Annotated in this window: 13 protein-coding genes and 1 pseudogene; 4 read left to right on the forward strand and 10 right to left on the reverse strand. The window is 61.4% G+C overall.

All coding sequences use genetic code 11. The features are described 5' to 3' along the window. Positions 1-7 precede the first annotated feature (7 nt). From ACYVGU_RS20235 to ACYVGU_RS20245, 3 genes are all read right to left on the reverse strand, one after another. Positions 8-1078, reverse strand: a complete 1071-nt coding sequence (locus ACYVGU_RS20235) for a YeiH family protein (RefSeq protein ID WP_019949223.1) — start codon at positions 1076-1078, stop codon at positions 8-10. 227 nt (positions 1079-1305) lie between these two features. Beyond that, entirely contained in the window at positions 1306-1707 is a 402-nt protein-coding gene (locus tag ACYVGU_RS20240; protein WP_019949224.1) for a hypothetical protein, read from the reverse strand. A 126-nt stretch (positions 1708-1833) separates the two neighbouring features. Further along, complete coding sequence (locus tag ACYVGU_RS20245; RefSeq protein WP_022821614.1) at positions 1834-2745, reverse strand: LysR substrate-binding domain-containing protein; 912 nt, start codon at positions 2743-2745, stop codon at positions 1834-1836. A gap of 104 nt (positions 2746-2849) precedes the next feature. On the opposite strand from ACYVGU_RS20245, the pseudogene ACYVGU_RS20250 reads away from it, so the two are divergent. After that, positions 2850-3185, forward strand: a pseudogene (locus ACYVGU_RS20250) (recombinase family protein). 211 nt (positions 3186-3396) lie between these two features. Here the strand turns inward: ACYVGU_RS20250 and ACYVGU_RS20255 are convergent. Next, positions 3397-3585: a recombinase family protein gene (locus ACYVGU_RS20255; RefSeq protein WP_206986350.1), complete on the reverse strand. Its 189-nt coding sequence runs from the start codon at positions 3583-3585 to the stop codon at positions 3397-3399. 138 nt (positions 3586-3723) lie between these two features. On the opposite strand from ACYVGU_RS20255, the gene ACYVGU_RS20260 reads away from it, so the two are divergent. Further along, positions 3724-6813 (forward strand): Tn3 family transposase, encoded by a 3090-nt coding sequence (locus tag ACYVGU_RS20260; RefSeq protein WP_460623587.1) that lies wholly within the window; start codon positions 3724-3726, stop codon positions 6811-6813. Positions 6814-6884: 71 nt separating this feature from the next. Here ACYVGU_RS20260 and ACYVGU_RS20265 read toward each other — a convergent pair whose 3' ends face one another. From ACYVGU_RS20265 to ACYVGU_RS20280, 4 genes are all read right to left on the reverse strand, one after another. Next, positions 6885-7106 carry a DUF2188 domain-containing protein gene (locus ACYVGU_RS20265; RefSeq protein ID WP_187317292.1) on the reverse strand — a complete coding sequence of 74 codons (222 nt, stop codon included), beginning with the start codon at positions 7104-7106 and terminating at the stop codon, positions 6885-6887. A gap of 297 nt (positions 7107-7403) precedes the next feature. Then, a complete protein-coding gene (locus ACYVGU_RS20270) occupies positions 7404-8456 on the reverse strand; it encodes a type II TA system antitoxin MqsA family protein (RefSeq protein ID WP_187317293.1) in 1053 nt (350 codons plus the stop codon). Beyond that, positions 8443-8847: a type II toxin-antitoxin system MqsR family toxin gene (locus ACYVGU_RS20275; RefSeq protein WP_187317294.1), complete on the reverse strand. Its 405-nt coding sequence runs from the start codon at positions 8845-8847 to the stop codon at positions 8443-8445. The genes ACYVGU_RS20270 and ACYVGU_RS20275 overlap by 14 nt, the downstream gene beginning before the upstream one ends. Before the next feature lie 109 nt (positions 8848-8956). Then, a complete protein-coding gene (locus tag ACYVGU_RS20280; protein WP_187317295.1) occupies positions 8957-12409 on the reverse strand; it encodes a class I SAM-dependent DNA methyltransferase in 3453 nt (1150 codons plus the stop codon). A gap of 1569 nt (positions 12410-13978) precedes the next feature. On the opposite strand from ACYVGU_RS20280, the gene ACYVGU_RS20285 reads away from it, so the two are divergent. After that, complete coding sequence (locus tag ACYVGU_RS20285; RefSeq protein WP_187317300.1) at positions 13979-14908, forward strand: replication initiation protein; 930 nt, start codon at positions 13979-13981, stop codon at positions 14906-14908. A 352-nt stretch (positions 14909-15260) separates the two neighbouring features. Here ACYVGU_RS20285 and ACYVGU_RS20290 read toward each other — a convergent pair whose 3' ends face one another. Together ACYVGU_RS20290 and ACYVGU_RS20295 are read right to left on the reverse strand one after the other, a co-directional pair. Further along, positions 15261-16028, reverse strand: a complete 768-nt coding sequence (locus ACYVGU_RS20290; RefSeq protein WP_187317301.1) for an MBL fold metallo-hydrolase — start codon at positions 16026-16028, stop codon at positions 15261-15263. Positions 16029-16091: 63 nt separating this feature from the next. Beyond that, positions 16092-16673: a TetR/AcrR family transcriptional regulator gene (locus ACYVGU_RS20295; RefSeq protein ID WP_187317302.1), complete on the reverse strand. Its 582-nt coding sequence runs from the start codon at positions 16671-16673 to the stop codon at positions 16092-16094. A gap of 538 nt (positions 16674-17211) precedes the next feature. Between ACYVGU_RS20295 and ACYVGU_RS20300 the strand changes: the two genes are divergently transcribed. Further along, positions 17212-18576, forward strand: a complete 1365-nt coding sequence (locus ACYVGU_RS20300) for an Nramp family divalent metal transporter (RefSeq protein ID WP_222840661.1) — start codon at positions 17212-17214, stop codon at positions 18574-18576. Positions 18577-18589 lie beyond the last annotated feature (13 nt).

Below are 18589 nucleotides of genomic sequence, written 5' to 3' on the forward strand. Positions count from 1 at the left end.
CAGGCGGCTAGACCGTGTGCAGAATCACGTAGAGCGAGCCGGTCGAAATCACTACCCAGAGCAGAATGCCCAGCACGTAGGGCTTTATTCCCACCGAGCGCACCACCTTGGCCGAGAGGCCCGCGCCGATAAAGAACAGCGTCACCGTGAGGCCGATTTTGGCCAGGTTCACCATCACCGGGCCCAGGGGCTTGGCGGCGGGAATAAAGGTGTTGACCAGCATGGCGGCGATGAAACCAAAGATGAAGTAGGGAATTTTCACCTTCACGCCCTTCTGCTTGAATAGCATGGCCGTGCCGATGGAAATTGGGATAATCCAGAGGGCGCGGGCCAGCTTCACGGTGGTGGCCACTTCCAGGGCCTGGTTGCCGTAGGCCGCCGCCGCCCCCACCACCGAAGAGGTGTCGTGGATGGCAATGGCGCACCACAGGCCGAACTGGTTCTGCGTCATGGCCAGGGCGTGGCCGATGGGCGGGAAGGCGAATAGGGCCACGGCATTGAGCACGAACACCGTGCCCAGCGCCACCGACATTTCCTCGTCCTTGGCCCGCAGCACCGGTCCGATGGCCGCGATGGCCGAGCCGCCGCAAATAGCGGTGCCGCACGAAATCAAATGCACCACGTGCTTGCCCAGCCCCAGCCACCGGCCCACCACCAGGCCCAGCAGCAGCGTGCCGAAGATGGACACCACCGTGAAAATGATGCCCTCCTTGCCGGCCTGCACCGCCGCGTGGGCATTCATGCCAAAGCCCAGCCCGATAACCGAGAACTGGAGCAGCTTGGCCGTGGCCTGCTTGGTTTGCGTGGTGAAGGGGTTGCCGATGGTTTGGGCCAGCAGCAGGCCCAGCGCCAGGGCAATGGGCGGCGAGGCCCAGGGCGTGAGGCAGAACACGAAGAACAGCACGAACACCACCTGCTTCAAGGTGAAGTCCTGCCCGAACACCACCCGGGGCGTGTGCAGGTGGCGGAAGAAGCCGGTGGTTTCGTTGAATTCGGGGGCGGCGGTTTCCCCGGCCGGGGCAGGGGCGGGCAGCGGGGTGGAAGCTTGAAGCGGCGTGGGCTGAACTGGGAGGGCCATGAGCGGGAGGGGTTTGTTTCTGAGGCAAATATACGGCGTTGCCCACCGATTGGATTATCCAATAGTATTATCCTGCATAACCAAAGGTTATTGATTGCCCGGGCCGAGCCAGGGTGGCGCGTCCGTTTTGCGTGGCCAAGCCGGCCGCCGCGAGGGCTGGAAACGCCAGCGGCCGGCTCGTGGTGTACGAGCCGGCCGCTGGACGGATGAACTACTGGCCTGAGGGCTTAGAAGCCGGTTTGCTCGTCCTTCAAATCGAATACGTCGCCGCCAGCGTAGCGCGGGTCGTCGAGGGCGTAGGCGGCGCGCTCTTCGGCGTCGCTGCCCCCCTCGGCTGCGGCAATGGCTTCGGGGTGCTGGTTTTGCTCGACGTGCCCGCGCTGCAAATTTGGGTCAGCAATAGCACCGGGTAGGCAGTATTGCTCGGTGGCTGAGGCATTTTTGCCGCGAAATTCGCTGAACTCGTCGGGGTTGTCGTTCGAGCCGTCGTTGGTCGGGGCCTGGTAGTGGCGGGGCGCGGTGGGGTCGGCGGGGTGGCCGAAGTCGCCGTAGTGCGGGGTGCCATCGTGGGCGGCCGGTTCGGCGGCGGGTTGCGCATCGGTTGGGGCGGGCTGCGGAGTGTTTTCCATGAGTATAAGTAAGTCGGGTGAAGATGGGCGAACCACCCGGTCCGCACTACGCTGCAATGGTACGTAAGCTGCTCATAAAGTGGTGCTTTCAGCGGATACCGAATAGTTATCCAGCATCACCATTTTTTATTTGCCCCCCTTCAGCTGCCCCTGCACGAAGCTCAGGAAGCGCTGCGCCGGCCGGGCCAGCACCTGTCCCTGCACCGATACCGCCTCGAACTGCCGGGCCAAGTGCAGCCCGGCAATGGGCACGATTTCGAGCAGCCCGGCCGCCAGCTCGCGGTCCAGGGCCCGGCGCGACACGAAGCCCAGGGCGGTGGGCGCGGCTTCGAGGTAGCGCTTGATGGCCTCCGTATTGTCCAGGTAAATGGCCACGGGCAGGGCGCTGAGCTTGATGTGCTGCGCCCGCAGGGCAAATTCGAGGATTTCCAGCGTGCCCGAGCCCCGCTCGCGCAGCACCAGCGGGTGGGCCAGCGCCTCGGCCAGGGGCAGCGGGGCGGCGGGCGGGCCGCCGGGTGTGGCGCGGCGCACGGCCACCAGCTCGTCGGGCAGCAGCAGCTCGTAGTGCAGGTCGTGGCTCTTGGTGCGGCCCTCCACGAAGCCTAGGTCCAGCTCGCCGCGCAGCAGGGCCTCGGCAATGCGCTCGGAGTTGGCGTTCAGAAACGAGAGCTGCACCTGCGGGTAGCGGGCCTGGAAGGCGGGCAGCAGGCCCGGCAGCACGTACTGGGCCAGCGTGGTGCTGGCCCCCAGGCGCAGGCGGCCGGCGGCCTCGTCGGGGTCGCGCAGGGCCAGCAGCTGGTCCTCCAGCTGCTGCTGAGCGGCGGCGGCGGCATCGGCGTGGGCGTGCAGCAGGCGGCCGGCCTCGGTGAGGGTCACGCGGTTGCCGCGCCGCTCCAGCAGGCGCTGGCCGTACTGTGCTTCCAGCTCCCGGATGTGCTTGGTAACGGCCGGCTGGCTCACAAACAGCTCCTGGCCGGCCTTGGTCAGGCTCAGGTGCCGGGCCACAGCGGCAAATACGCGCAGACGGAAATCGGACATGGCGGCAAAGTACGCAGATGTGACATTTTGATATGGACAACTAAAGGTCGCGGGCGTAGACCGCCTGATTTGGGAAAAAATCAGCGGCACGCTCACAGCGCCCGGTGCTCACCGAGCGGCTGGCCACGTTGCGTGCCGGGGACACGGTGACTTTAGCCCGCCTGAACCGGCTGGGCCGCAACAGCACCCACATCATGTAGGTGGTGGCCGCTCTGCACGCCCGGCAGGTCCGCTTCGTCGCTCTGGACCTAGGCATCGATACGGCCACCCCGGCCGGGCGGGCGGTCTTGGGCCTCTTCGCCGCGCTGGCTGGGTATGGCCGCGAGAGTATCCATGAGCGGGCGACGGCGGGCATGCGACCACCCACGCAAGCAGGCCCTTGCAAACGGCTGGTGCAGAACGTAATCGTCTGTTGGAATTGCCTTTGTCCCAACCAGTAGCTGCTTCATGCCCCGGCGGCCGAGCGCTAGTCCGTGGCAGATTGATGTACTGCCAGCTCACGGGCGAGCTGGCAGCACATCAATCTGAACGGCGAGTTCGATTTCTCGGACGACGCCCTAAAAGATTCACTCCCCTTCGATTTGGAGGCCCTTTTTGCCTTCGACTGGGAGTCTCCTGCGGCCCCGCCCGTTTAACCTTTGTACCAAACTTTTAACCAAGGCCAACCTTGGCCAGCAGCTCGGGCAGGCGGCGCTGCCCGGCGGTGCGGCGGGAAGACATTTCTACTTCAATCCACTCGTCGAGGGTCCAGCGGTGCTCGACCAGATAGCGGGCGATGAGGCTCTTCTGGCTCTCGGCCGATTGGGCGCTCGTGGAGACGCGGACGTAGCCAAATAGCATGGGCAAAACGGGCAGGTTAGCGATAAGGTAAATGCGCTTCGTAAAGGTACCGGTTTTCGATGCCTTTACATGGACGTTAACGCTATCATTGGTGGGTAGAAATAACGGTCGTTTACACCATCGCCTTTTGGGTAGCTTATGGCCACGCACCTGCGGATTCACCTGGGCAAGGAACGTGAGCTCTACGAGCAGCCCCCGCTGGTACCAGCGGCCGAGCAGGCCCGGGTCTTTGCCGTCCCGGATTGGGCGGATGTTCACTTGGCCCGGATGCTGGCGCCGGGCAACCGCGTCGGGTTTGTCTTGCAGCTGGGCTACTTCCAGATTAGCCAGCGCTTCTACGTGGCCACCCGCTACCACGCGGCCGATGTGGCGTACGTGGCCCAGCAGCTGGGCCTGGGGCCCGCCGACTTTGACCCGCTTCGCTACGCCGATGCCCGCTATTATGCCCACCAGCAGCTCTTGTGCGAGCAACTGGGTATTGCGCGGTTCGAGGCGGCCGCGGCGGACCGGCTGTACCAGGAGGCGGTCCGCCTAAGCAGCCAGCACCTGAAGCCGGCGTCGGTCTTCGATTACCTGGTGCTGTTTCTGCACGAGCACCGGCTGGAGCTGCCCACCTACAACACGCTGGCCGACCTCATCACGCGGGCCCTGCTCGCGTTCGAGAAACGGCTGCTCCACCGCTTGCAGCAGCACCTGCAGCCCGGCGAGCAGCGCTTGCTGGACCGGCTGCTGGCCGCCGACGACCCCGACGCCCGCGAAGCGGAGGCGGACCGGCGCTACCCGCTCACCTTTCTCAAGCGCATTCGCCAGGGCCTGCGCCCCGGGGAAATCCGCGAACGGGTGACGCACTTCGCGTCCCTGCGGCGGCTCTTCGAGCAGCTGCAGCCGCTCTGGCAGCGCCTGCGCCTCTCGGACCAAGCCATCACCTACTACGCCGAGTACGTGCTGCGGGCCCAGGCCGCGCAACTCTACCGCCGCGACGAGCGGCGCTACCTCTACCTGCTCAGCTTCGTGGTGCACCAGTACTACGAACTGGGCGACGCCCTGGTCGACACGCTGCTGCACACCACGACCAGCGCCGCGAATCAATGCCGCGAGCAGGTGAAGGAGACGCTTTATCAGCAGCGCGCCGCCACGCAGCAGCTGACCAGCCAGGTCACGGGCCGGGGTTACCGACACCTGCAGGCGCTGACCCAGATTCGTGCCCTGGTCGATGCCCCCGACGTGCCGGCCGAACAGAAGCTGGCCCGTATCGACGCGCTGCTGCAGCGCCACCAGGTCACGGCCGCGCAGCTGAGCGAAGACCACCAGCAGCTGGAGCAATTACGCCAAGCCACCGAGCAGCAGGCGGGCGAGGCGCTGTTTCACGAGGCGTTGGCCGGGGCGTCGCTGCGCCTGCAAACCAAGCTCGGGGCCCTGGTCAAAGCGCTGGTCGTCGACGAAGCGACCACCCGCGCCGACCTGTGGCGGGCCGTGCACTACTACCAGCAGCACGACGGGCACCTGGGCGCGCAGGTGCCGCTGGACTTTCTCTCGCTCACGCAACGGGCCTACGTCCTCGATGCGCAAGGTCGGTTACGCACCTCCCTTTATAAAGCCCTCCTTTTTTTGGAGATGGCCACGGCCATCAAGTCCGGCCAACTCAACTTTACGTGCTGTTACCAGTACCGGGCGTTTGAGCACTACCTGCTGCCGGCCGCGCAGTGGGCCAAGCAGCACGAGGCCTTGCTGGAGCAGGCGGGCCTGAGTGCCTGGCGCGACTTTGCCACGGTCCAAACGACCCTACAGGCGCAGCTGCAGGCCCAGTTTGCCGCCACGAACGCCCACCTGAGCGGAGCTGACAACCCGCACGCGCACCGCACCCCGGCCGGGCGTTACCGCCTGACCACGCCCCGGCTGCCGGCCGAGCAGCCGCGCCTGCCGGCTCATCTATTTCCCCGCCACCGGGTGGTGCCCCTGCGCGAGGTGCTCACCAGCGTAGCCCGCCTGACGCAGTTTGACACGGCCTTCGGCTCGCTGCCCAGCAAACACGCCCGCACGCCTCCGCCCTTGTCGCAGCTGCTGGCCGCCCTGGTGGGGCTGGGCTGCAACCTGGGCCTGCGCCGCCTGGCACAAGTCGCGCCCCAAGTGGACGAGGCGGCCCTGCAGCGCCTGGCCAGCACCCATTTCTCGCTCGACAACCTGCGCCAGGCCAACGAATTGATTCTGGCCTTTACCCGCCAGCTGCGCCTGCGCGAGGCCTTTCGGCGCTCCCCCGACGTGCTGCACAGCAGCAGCGACGGGCAGAAGTACGACCTGGCTGTGGACTCGCTCGCCGGCAGCGCCTCGTTCAAGTACTTCGGCAACCGCCGCGGCCTGACGGCCTACTCCTACGTGGACGAAACGCTGCTCGTCTTCGACTCGACCGTGTTCAGCGCCGCCGACCGCGAGGCCACGCACCTGCTGGAGGGGCTGCTGCGCCACGCCGTGCGGCCCACCGACGTGCACAGCACCGACACGCACGGCTACACCGAAGTCATCTTCGCCGTGACTCGCATGCTGGGCATCGCCTACGAGCCGCGCATCCGCCAGCTCACCAACCAGCAGCTCTACAGCTGGGAGCCGGTGGCCACGCACCGGCAACTGGGGCAGACCCTGCTGCCCGACGCGCGCCTCGACCCCGAGCGCATCGCCCGGCACTGGGACGAGGTCCTGCGCCTGGTCGTCACCCTGAAGCTGCGCCACAGCGAGGCCTCCCGCCTGTTCGGCCGCCTCAACTCCTACGCCCGCCAGCACCCGCTCTACCGGGCCCTGAAAGAGCTGGGCCGGCTGGTTAAAACCGAGTTCCTGCTGCGCTACGTTGACCAGGTGGAACTGCGCCAGCGCATCCAGAAGCAGCTCAACAAGGGCGAGAGCGCCCACCGGCTGGCCCACGCCGTCTGGCACGGCCGCAACCAGGAGTTTCACGCCGCCACCCGCTCCGAGCAGCTGGTGGCCGAGACCTGCAAGCGCTTGTTGATGAACGCCATCATCTGCTGGAATTACCTGCACCTCTCCCAGCACCTGGCCCGGCTGCCGCCCGAGCAGCAAGCGGCTACGCTGGCCACGCTCTCGCCCTTCGCCGTGCTCTCCTACCGCCACCTGAACCTGCACGGCGAGTACGACTTCTCCGACCACCCCCTGCTGGCCGAAGCCCCGTTTGACATGGACCTGATTGCTACCTGGCAGCCGCCAAGCAAACCGGCGTAGGGCCGAGTCGGAGGTTTTACCCTATTTGTTTAACAACACCCTAGTAACGCCGGGCAGTGCAAAAAATGGGGTTAGCCTTTGCTGGATTCCGGGTCGCTGCCGTAGCTGTTCTTTTCCCGGATTTGACCATTGCGGCCGTGAATCAGCATTTCGCTGCCGCGGCTAGTGGCCATTTGCCGGGCCACCTGAATGGCCTGGACTTGGGTGGAAACAATGGTGGCAGCGCGGGATGCGCCAGCGGTTTTGACGGCCCAGCCAGTGGAGCGGGGCACGACATGCAAGTTCTTGGCCATGGATAAGGGCTTCAAGAATGGGGCCCACACAGGTAAACTCAGTGGTGGGCGATGCACCGGGCCAGACACAAGGGCGCACTATTGCAGGGCAACAAACATCTGTTACCTTCGTGGCCTCGTATAATCTCACGGTAGGGGTGCGCGGCCGGGGAACCAATCCCGGCACCAGTAGTTCGGGCGCCAACCTTCTTTTACTGCATTTCTACCATGCCGGCTGCCACTGACCTGTGGCAGCCGGATTGTTTTATAAGGGGTTTGGTCAGCAAGGAATTGTTTAAGCGTGTAATGAAAAAACGCCTACGCTAAACGCAAGGCGTTTAGGTCGTAGGCGTAGGTTTGGTAGCTGATGATGTTTTTCTGGGCCTCATTATCCTGCCAGGCTTTCTCTTCATGGCTGAGGTCCTCAATTTCGCGGCGGGACTTGCGTCCCAGACGTTGCAGCACGACGGCCAGCACGTGACGTTCAGACTCGCTGAACACATCCATGTTGGGTTTACGAGCTGCTTTATAAGCCAGTACCGGCGCGCCGTTGTCGGACTGCACCAAGCTGGGGTGGAAGCCCGCGGTAAGTTGACCCCGCTGCACCATTTCCTGCAAACGCTGCCCGTATTCCTGCGGAACGGGGCCGTGCTGCACGGCGCGGTAACGCTGGCCGGTGATGGCCCGGGCGGTGAGGCGGTAGTGGTAGAAGTCGGAATAGAAGAGCAGCTTGAGCAGCCGCACTTTGAAGAGGTTGTCGAGGTAGTTGAAGAAGAACAGCACCAACTCGGCGAACTTCTCCGCGTCGGGCGTAACGTAGCCGGTGTACTGGTCGGGTTCTTCGACGGTGATGGGTGGCGTGCTACGAATCATGAAGCCACCAACCCGGTGCGATACTCCTTCCTGGTCGATTAGCTCCAGCAGGCGGTTCACCAGCTTCAGGTATTCGTTGGGGCGTAACTCGCCGCGCTTTTCTTCCACCATTCCCCGGAACGTGCTCGGGTTGCTGGCCAGGCGCAACAGGTTGGCCGTGGAGGCACTGGGTACTTCGCCGTCTTCGTAGTGGCGGTACTGATTAGCGCCCAAACCCAGGAATAAAGACATACGGGCGGCGGTCAGGTCGTACCGCTCGCGCATAGCGCGGATTTGCTCAGGAAATAGGATGGCATGCTTCTCCCGGTACTGGTTGTAGACCTGGGCGGTGTTGAGATTAGCCAACTCGGGAGTAACAAAACGCTCGCCGGTATCCTCGCACTCGTAAAAGTGGTACGTATAGTCGTAGCTCTCCTTGCGAAAAACCTGGGCATCGGATTCCCAGCGCAGGATGGCGTAGCCGTCGGAGAGGGGGCTTTCGATTCTAGGCTGAATCATCGGTTGGGGGCAAAGGGTGAGGCTTGCGCTTCAGAGGATAAATGATGGAATGCTCGGCCAGATGAAAGGAAATACAGATAACCGAGCGGCTGGGGCGTCCTAAATGTACTTTGATGTAGATTTCGTAGCCGCGAAGCTCGCGGCCGAACACCCAAACGGGCGGGTTTCCAGCCTGCTGATTAGGCGTGGGACCCTGGAAATAATCGGTGGATTCCAACTCAAGCAGGCAGCTGCGAACATTGTCGCCGTTGATACCGAGCTTGAGTAAGGTTTTTGAGCTGTTTTTGTCACGGTCGACGATTATGAAACCGAAGAACTTGAGCTTGTCCTTGAACTCGCGGAGGTATTCGGCGACCTCACGAAGCGGGGGAACTGCGCTGGGTATATTCAAAACTACGAAGTATTACGCAAAGTTCAACTTATTAGTTGATGTTTTGCAATTGTAGGGATACGCACGGATAAACCACATCAGCTACGTGGGCGTTAGGAAGGGCCCGGCATCAGGCAGCGTAGGCGTCTTCTTCGATAAGGTGACGAACCAGGCCAAGAGTGACCAGGGTATCGAGTAGCGGCTGGACGCGAGCTGGGCCTGCTCCGCGAAAGCGCTTGGCCACCTGGGCGGCTGTGAGGGGCATTTCGGCTAGCTGGATAGCCGTGCGAAGGGCTTGCATCTGCTGGGCGAGGTCCTGGGGCCAGGCGTTGGAGGCCTCTCCTACCCCGTTCACAGGTAGCGCTGCGGCGTCCGATAACTTGGTGGCTTTGTTGCCTTTGGCCGCCGCAGTGGGCGCAGGCAGGATAAGGCCGGCCTGCACGGTTTCGGGGGCCTGATAAGCGGGGCGGAGGTAACGGACGTGACCCCCTTGCTCCTCGCGGGCGCGCTGGTGGTTGAGGTGCACCAGTCGCTGGAGCAGTTCGGGAGCAGACAAGTCAGTAGGCCAGCCGTAGGCTTCGGCCACGGCGGTATCGAGCTGCTGGTGGAGACTGAGCACCACGGCGGCCAGGCCGTGCTGGTGTACGGTTTCTTCCTTGGCCGTAAGGGGCTGGCCGGCGCGCAGCTTCTCGACCACGTTGTAGAGGTCGGTGAGGGCCAGCGTGGGATGCAAGGCCTGCTGGCGCTTGCGGTGCGCATCCAGCGCCTCGGCCAGTGCCCGGATGCGCTCTTGCTGTTCTACTGTGGCTTTGGGGAAGGGAAACGGTTGAAAGCAGCGGGAGCTCGTGTATACGGAGTCGTTGCCGACACCAAGCCAGCTACCACTAGCCATTGCCCATTCAACGTGAATTCGGCTTGACAAGACCCCTAAATTGTACGCATCATCAAAAGCAATATTGACAAGCTTGTGGTCTGGGGCTATATCGACATCCAGAAATTGAAATATGCGGTGTTTGGCCGTTTCTGGTGTGGCAATGTAGCGAGTCAGACCTTGTGTGGCCGCACGTAAGCCTTTGCGGGTTTCGCCGAACTGCCACCAGATTTCCTTGAGCTTTTTGCGGTTGTTTTGGTCGCGGTCGGGCTTAACGTGGGTATAGACGTGCTGGTACACGGCCGGATAGTCGCGGATGACATCGGCTTCGTTCAGGCCAAACAAGTCAATAAGGTACACGCCACGCGGCCGGGCGGTCAGGTCTTTGCCGTTGCGGTAGGGCCGGATGCGGGTTGCAAGGCCAGCCACCGTGCCCAGGCCCAAAGTGTGGGCCTGCGCCTCAGTCACGATAAAGCCCGCACCGGCCAGCATCATGCCGTTGCTGGAAACGCCTTCATTCGCCTTCAGCGCTTTGACCCCAGCCACGTCGGCCCCCACCGTAAAGTCGGCGTTGATAATGCCCTCGCTTTCCACCAGCTCCACGGTGTGGGCATCGTCTTCGTCGGTGACCGACTCGCGCACCAGGGTGGCCAGCTTGCCCACCTGGGTGCCGGCCCGGCCTACGCTCATGGCGATGCGCACGGCCGCGCCGTTGGCACTATCCACCCACGGGTGGTCGGCAATGGCGAACGTCAGCGATAGCGGCGGAGCCGCATCGAGGTGGCGCTGGATGAGGCGGCGGTTAAAGGTTTGGGTAATGGAGTTGGTGGTGATGAAGCCGAAGGACTCGGCCTGACCCTGCCGCACTGTCTCAGCGGCCCGCTCCCACCAGTACATCACCAAGTCGGCGGACTCGTCCACTTTGCCCTTGTACACTTTGCGCAGCGTATCCACGTAGGCGTCGCCCAGCGCGCGGCGCATGGCTTTATCGCCGACAAACGGAGGGTTGCCGATGATGAAATCAGCCTGGGGCCATGCGGCAGGCCCGGCCTGGGTAAAGTCGGGTTCGTAGCTCAGTACGGCATCCTGCTGGCGGATATTCTGGTAGCTATCGAGTAGGGGCTCGGCCAGCTGGGTGAGGCCGTGGGTGCGCAGGTGCCACTGCAGGTAGCCGATGCGCAGCACCACGTCGGCAATGGCGGCGGCCCGCGGGTTCAGCTCCAAGCCCAGCAGCTGGCGGGGGGAGACGGTGGTGGCCCCACCCAAATCGAGCAGGCCCGACTGGCCGAAGCGGTTGATGGCCGTAATTACCTCCCCTTCCAGCCGCTTGAGGTGTTCCAGCGTGACGTAGAGAAAGTTGCCGGAGCCGCAGGCTGGGTCGAGAATCTTGACCGTGGTGAGGCGGGTGAGGAAGCGCAGCAAGTCTTGGCGGGCGGCTCGCTCCCCAGCCGGGCCGGCAGTTTCGTCGAGGCGGCGGGCGCTGGCGGCCTGAGCGGCGGCCCACTCGCGGCGCAGGGGCTCCAGCACGGTGGGCAGCACCAGGCGCTCCACGTAGCGGCGCGGGGTGTAGTGCGCCCCGAGGCTGTGCCGCTCTTTGGGGTCGAGGGCGCGTTCGAGCAGGGTGCCGAAGATGGCGGGTTCCACTTCAGTCCAGTCGGCGGCAGCGGCACGCAGAAGCAGGTGAATCTGGGGCTCGGTGAGGGGCAGCGTGGTGGCCTCGTGAAAGAGTTGGCCGTTAAAGCGGCGCAGGCGGGCCCGCAGGTCGCCGGAGAAGCCACCGGTGTCCATCGTATGCCAGAGGCTTTGCAAGGCGTCGGGCAGCAGCTGGCGCAATTCCGGAGTGCTGGCATACTGCTGCAGCAAGCCGGTGAAGCTGGCGCGGGGAATCAGTTCTACGTCCTCAGCAAACATAGTAAACAGGCAGCGCATCAGGAACTGGGCCACGGCCTCGGAGGCATGGCCAGCGGCTTCGAGCTGCTTGCTCAACTCGGCCAAGTGAGCAGCGAGCTGACGGGTGACCTGGGCCGCGCGGCGGCTGGGGTCGAGCTGCTGCGGGTCGGTGAAGAGCAGAGCCAGGCGCTGGCGCACTACTTCGTCTTCGAGGGCGGTGAGCGGGATGCGGAAGGCCTCGGTGCCGCCGCCGGCGGGTAGCGTGGGCTTGTAGCCGGGAATGCCGGTGAGCAGGTCCAAGAACTGCGTGAAGCCTTCGGCGGTACCGGCGAAATTGGCGTAAAGGTCGAAGCAGTGGCCCACGTCGGCCACGATGACGAAGGGCGGGCGCGGCTCCTGTGCGGGCAGGGCCTGCACATAGCGCAGGGCCTGGTTGCGGGCCTCGGTCATCATCAGGTCCCACTTGCGGGTGCCGCGGACGGCGTGCCCCCGGCGGCGACGCTCCTGGGGTGCCTGGCCAAGTGCGGCCGCGTCGGCGGCATCGGCCCGTTGCTGGTCGTCGGGTGAGTTGGTGCCCTGCTTGGTTTCGAGCACGAAGCAGCCGCGCTTGTAAAGGTCGAGACGGCCGGTGCTTTTTTTGGCCCCATCCTGAAACGTGACAGCCCGCTCGTACACATAGGCATCCTGGGAAGCTAGCTCGCCGGAGGGCTGTGGTGGCTCGACGCCAAGCAGGGCGCAAAGCTCGTGCAGGAAGGCTTGGTAATTCGCGCGCTCGGCGCCGCCGCTGCGCAGCCAGCGGGCAGCAAAATCAGAATAGGTCACGGGTAGAAGGCTACTTTGCCTCGTCGCCTTCTCCGGGCGGAAGGAGAAGGCAATGGAGAGCGAAAGATTGGGATGGCGGTCAGGCAGCTAAAGTACAAGACTGCGGCGCAGGCAGCAACTAATCGTTTTGATGTATTCATGCCGTGAACACCTTCATTTAATTCTAGCTTATGAAAAGTGGTTCTATGTGGGTTAAACGGCGTCTGGGCAAACTGTGTATGAGCACGCCAGGTGGTTAGGTTGGGCCCAGGCCCGGTCCCAATAGACTGCTACTGCTTTTCCGAGTTCAGTGGGTTAGCAGCGAAAGGATAACTATTGTAAGCTGCCGACTCTGCTCGACCGTCCGGTGCGGATTTGCTTGTCTAGGTTTACGAAGCACAAGAATCAGCTGTTCTGCCCCAAAAACAACTCATCAAACAGCTGACGCAGCTCGCAGAGACTTCTTTTAACACAGTTAGTAAACTTGGTTGCACAGAGCGAAAGGATAGAAAGGGTAAGCCGAAGTTGAACCTAGGAGTTTCCATCTGACGGAGAAGAGTGAGTAAAACCAACATAGGAGGCTGCAAACGCATACCATTTCTACCCTTTACTGGCAGGCTGTTGGGTCAGTAGTAAGTACAGGCGGGACTGCTTAGTAATCTGTTCCAGAAGTACCATGCTGCATTGCGGCTTATAAAACCTATTAGTTCACGTACTGGGTAAGCCGAACTGTAATCCGATGGGTCGGCTAAAGAATAGGTTTTATAAGTGCAGGGGGTGCCATAGATGCTACTACCTTGCCTAGCGATGCCCACGGGGTCATGCCAAGAGTCGCTGAAGAAGCTGTTGTGAGCTTCCTACGAGACTTATAAAATCTATTAATGAGCCCTGATTGAGCTTTCCGCATGGTTTATAGGTTACCTTTGAGGTATACAGGAATGTTCTAAATAGTAGAAAAAGGTAAAAAATTCTTTAAAAAGTGCAATCCCATTTTGTGCTTGTTTAGACTCCCTTTTTTGTTGTTTTCGTTCGGGTATCGCCCTAAACCACCACTTTATAAGCTTTTGTACTCTAGCTTCAACAAGCTTGTGAGTATTTTAAGTATTTAAGGTATTTGCAGGGCTCGCAACTTTTTGTACCTCAGTATCTTAAGCGGCTTTAGTAATAGGTTTCATAAGCCAACTAATAGGTTTCATAAGCGGGGTAATAGGTTTCATAAGCGGGGTAATAGGTTTCATAAGCCAAATTAATAGCTTTGATAAGCTAACTAATAGAGGTGGAATCCATGGCTATCATTACACCCTATGCTGGCGAACTAATAGATTTTATAAGTCACTGGTGAAACAACGCTCCTGAAGCTCCCTTCTGACCGGCTGCGAACTAATAGCTTTTATAAGTCTAACTAATAGCTTTTATAAGCCTCGCCGAAAACTCGCGACCAGCTAACTAATAGGTTTCATAAGTCTAACTAATAGCTTTTATAAGTCAGCACCACCACAGGCATTCCGGCTGCTCATAGATTCAGGATTTGGCTCTATTAGTTTCCGATTTAAGCCGTATGTTTGCTTGGTATCACCCCAGTAGCTGCGTATGGCCGCGCCCGAATCCACCGTCCCGATAGAAATTCGGCAGCATAACGCGCTGACGACGGCCCGCTACGAGATGAGTGCCTGCGAGATGGACATCGTCTTCTCGCTCCTCTCTAAGCTCACCAAGCAGGACAAGGCCGGCACCATCTACGAAATCCGGGTCCAGGAGCTGATGGAGATGACCGGGCGCACCTGGAACTACAAGCAGCTGCTCGAATCCACTGAGAACCTCAACAGCCGGGTCTATCACATCGAGACCGGCAAAACCCTGCTGCAGGTGAGTCTGCTGGCCTCGGCGCTGTACCGCAAGGGCGAGGGCACCATTGAGCTGGAGATATCCGAGCGCATGCGGCCTTTCCTCATTGACCTGAAGAGCAACTTCACGTCTTACCGCCTGCAGGCTGCCTTTAGCCTGAGCAGCAAGTACGCCAAGCGCATCTACCAGCTGGCCTCGCAGTGGAAGGACATCGGGGAGACTAAGACCTACTCCCTGGATGAGTTCAAGGGCATGCTCAAGCTCAAGGACCCAGCTGGTAAAGAGCCCGAGCAGTACGCCCAGATTTCCTCCTTGCAGAAGTACGTGCTCGACGTGGCCACGACGCAGATAAACGAGCACACCGACTTGCGCATCAAGTACGAGCTCCTGAAAAAGGGTCGCTCCTTCCAAAGCATCAAGTTCTACGTCAACACCCAGGTACCTCAGCAACTGCCTATCCCCTTCGAGCTGGAGGCCGACGACGCCAAGATGCAACTGGCCCGCAAGCACCTCGAAACCCTAGGTATTGCCGAACCCAAGCTGGTGCAGGAGATTCTGCAGTCGCCCAAGCACGTGGATGCCTTGTTTGCCTTTATCTACAAGCTGAAGACTGATAAAATCAAGGCTACCAAAAATCCGGGTGGCTTGTTTCTGAAGATGCAAGGCTTGCGCTAGTAGGACAGGGAAGGAGCTTGTATGTTGCCCAACTGTTCAGAGAACGGAACTGGTATCTCATGGTAGCTGAGTGGGGCGGACGCTCGTTGTCCGGCATGCCGTCTTGGCACGGTGGAGCGTCCCGTTTTCCTCAACAATGGAAACCAAGGAGCTAGGGAAGGCTGATTACCTATACAGTCAATGCCACAAACTCGGCCTTGGTCAAAAGTTTAGTACAAAGGCTAACCGGGACAATTAAGGGGTTCCTAACCAAAGCCAACAAAGCGTTTCCTTCTTGCGATGGAAACGCTTTGTTGTTGCCCGTTAGAGCAGTCAGTCGTCAGGATTTGATTCCCGAACTATACGACCGGCATTAGAAGAAATAGGCTTCTCCGTCCGCAGGTACCAACACCTGGTTGGTCATGCCCTTTTCGGCGGCGAAGGCGCGCAACTGCTGGCGCGAGAGCGTGGCGTGGTTGGTGGCTTCCATGTGGGTGGAGACGAGCGTGGCCCGGGGCAGCGCCTGGTGCACTGCGTAGACATCCTCCTGATTCATGACGATGGAGCCGAGTCCGGTGATTTGGTTGTCGCCCGCGTTGAGCACCACCACCTCGGGCTGGTACTGCCGCAGGTTGTTGGCCACGTCCTGGTTCCAGACCGTGTCGCCGGCGATGTAGAGCGTCTTCTCCTCGGGATGCGTAAACACCACGCCGGAAACCTGCCCGAGCATTTCCCCCGCAACCGCCATGACGGCGTCGCTGCCGTGCTGGCCCGGCGTCTGGGTCAGCGAAACGCCGTTGAAAGTAGCGCCCTGAATCAGGCGCACATCGGTGAAGCCCTGCGAGCGAATCAGCGCCTGGTCCTGGGCGTGCTGGGTGAAGACGGGCAGGTGCTTGGGCAACTGGGCACTGGCGGCCTCGTCCCAGTGGTCGAAGTGGGTGTGGGTGACCACCACGGCGTCGACCTGCGTGTAGTCCTGCACCGGGCCGGGCAAGCCAACGGTGGGGTTGCTCAGGTGGCTGTTGGGGGTGCCGGGCAGCCCGGGGAAGACGCCCTGGTCGGCGAACATGGGGTCAATGAGAAATTTAACGCCGGCGTAGTCCAGGCGAAGCGTTGAGTGGCGAACCAGTTGAAGCTGCATGAGAAGTGGGGTAAAGTGAAAAATTCAGGACTGTTTGGTCCAGTAAAAGGCAAAAAAAAAGAGCTACCTGTCCAGACAGGTAAAGAGGAGCTGCTGCGCGTCGTCCAGCTGCTGGCGGCGATAACCCGCCCGGGCCATGACCTGCAAGCCGGGGAAAGCCAACACCAGGAGCCGGGCCAGCTCCCGGGCCGGGCGCGGGCTGGCCACCGAGCCATCCTGCTGGCCACGTTCAATCGCTTGGGTCAATACTTCCTCCATCTGCTGCAAGTCCTCGACCACTCGTTGCCGCACCGCGGGGTCGTGCGGGGCCAGTTCCACCGCTTGGTTGATGCTCATGCAGCCCAGCAAGGGTTCGTTTGAATTGACGTCGGCAAACAGCGAGTGGAAAAAGGTCTCGATGGCCCGGCGGGCGGGCTGCTGCTGCAGCACCCGGTGTGCGTCGCGGGCCCGGGCCTGCCGGTAGGCGTCAAAAGCCGCAAGGAACAAGTCGCGCTTGCCCCCAAAGGTGGCGTAGAGGCTGCTTTTGCTCAGGCCCGTGGCGGCCAGCAAATCGGTCAGGGAAGTCGCCTCGTAGCCCTTGCGCCAGAACGCCCGCATGGCCTGGTGCAGCGCTTCCGTGGTATCAAATTCCTGGGGACGTGACATTAGCTGGTGAGGTGAGCAAAGCGGGCTGGACTGACTTTGGGCCGGCAAGTTACGATTAAGAACCGTTCGGTCCAAAACTTAGTTCCGACAGGCGATTAAGGGAGCAACACGTTGCCGGTTGCGTCTAGCCCGCACAGAAGCCCCCACTCGTTTAACTTTTGTACCAAACTTTTAACCAAGGCCAAACTCAGCGAGGATGAGCTCATAAAGAGTGGGTACCATGCCAGGGGCTCTGGTTTCGCTGGCGTTCGGCCCTGTCGTCGGGACGCGATGAGACAACAGACTCGGCCACAAGCAGGCAGCAAACGTCAACTACATACTTAAAAGCCGTGCTGTTTTGCCGGAAACCAGCTTTCCGGCAAAATACCAACTGGACGGTTTCGCAGGGGCTATCCTGACGCAAACCATTTCTTAGCGAGTAGGCAAACCATTGAGCAGCAAAATGAGTATTTAGGCTACCTTAAATAAATATTTAGGGCAGCCTAAATATTGTACCTTGCCGGCTCACCCTATCCCTCCTGCTATGGAAACTTTACTCATGCCCCCGGCGCCGCTGCCGGTAACGCCGGCCCCGGTCGCCGCCGAGCCCGGCTGGCGCAAGCCGCGCAACGCGCCTTCGCTGCGCGAAGTGTACGCTTCCATCAAGGTGCCGCCGGCCAGCGCCTCGTTCTGGCGCAAGCTGTTTGCCTTCTGGGGGCCCGGTTTGATGGTGGCCGTGGGCTACATGGACCCCGGCAACTGGGCCACCGACCTGGCCGGCGGCTCGCGCTACGGCTACACCCTGCTGTCTGTGATTTTAATTTCCAACCTGTTCGCCATGCTGCTGCAGCACCTGGCGGCCAAGCTGGGCATCGTCACGGGCCGCGACCTGGCCCAGGCTTGCCGCGACCACTACTCCAAGCCCGTAGCCATGGTGCTCTGGGTGCTCTGCGAAATTGCCATCGCCGCCTGCGACCTGGCCGAGGTTATTGGCTCGGCCATTGCCCTGAACCTGCTTTTCGGTCTGCCCCTGAGCTGGGGCGTGGTGCTCACGGTGCTCGACGTGCTGGTGGTGCTCTACTTCCAGAACAAGGGCTTTCGGGTTATTGAGAGCATCGTGGCGGGCCTCATCGTCATCATCTTTGGCTGCTTCGTGTACGAAATCATCGTCTCGAACCCGGACTACATGGCCATGCTCGGCGGGCTGGTGCCCCGCCCCGAAGTGGTGACCAACCCGCAGATGCTTTACATCGCCATCGGCATACTGGGGGCCACCGTGATGCCGCACAACCTGTATCTGCACTCCAGCATCGTGCAAACCCGCCAGATTGAGCAGACCGAGCCCGGCAAGCGCATGGCCATCAAGTTCGCCACCATCGACTCGACGGTGGCCTTGTTTCTGGCCTTCTTCGTGAACGCCGCCATCCTGGTCACGGCCGCCGCGACCTTCCACAAGACGGGCATGTACAACGTGGCCGACATCAACGACGCCCACAAGTTGCTCACGCCGGTGCTCGGGGCAGGCGCGGCCAGCATGCTCTTCGCGGTGGCCCTGCTGGCGGCGGGCCAGAACTCCACGCTCACCGGCACGCTGGCCGGGCAAATTGTGATGGAAGGCTTCCTCAACATCAGGCTCAAGCCCTGGCTGCGGCGCCTGGTTACCCGCAGCATTGCCGTGGTACCGGCCCTGATTGTAACGCTCATTTACGGCGAGAAGGGTACCGGCCAGCTGCTGGTGCTCAGCCAGGTGATTCTGTCTTTGCAGCTCAGTTTTGCCGTGGTGCCGCTGGTGCTCTTCACCAGCAGCCGGGCCAAGATGGGCGTGTTTGCCAACGGCCTGCTGGTCAACGCTACGGCCTGGACCGTGTCGGGCATCATCATCGCCCTGAACGTGTACCTGCTCGTGCAGACTTTTTTCGGCTAGGCTAACGCCTGGC

It is taken from the genome of Hymenobacter tenuis, from assembly GCF_054780495.1.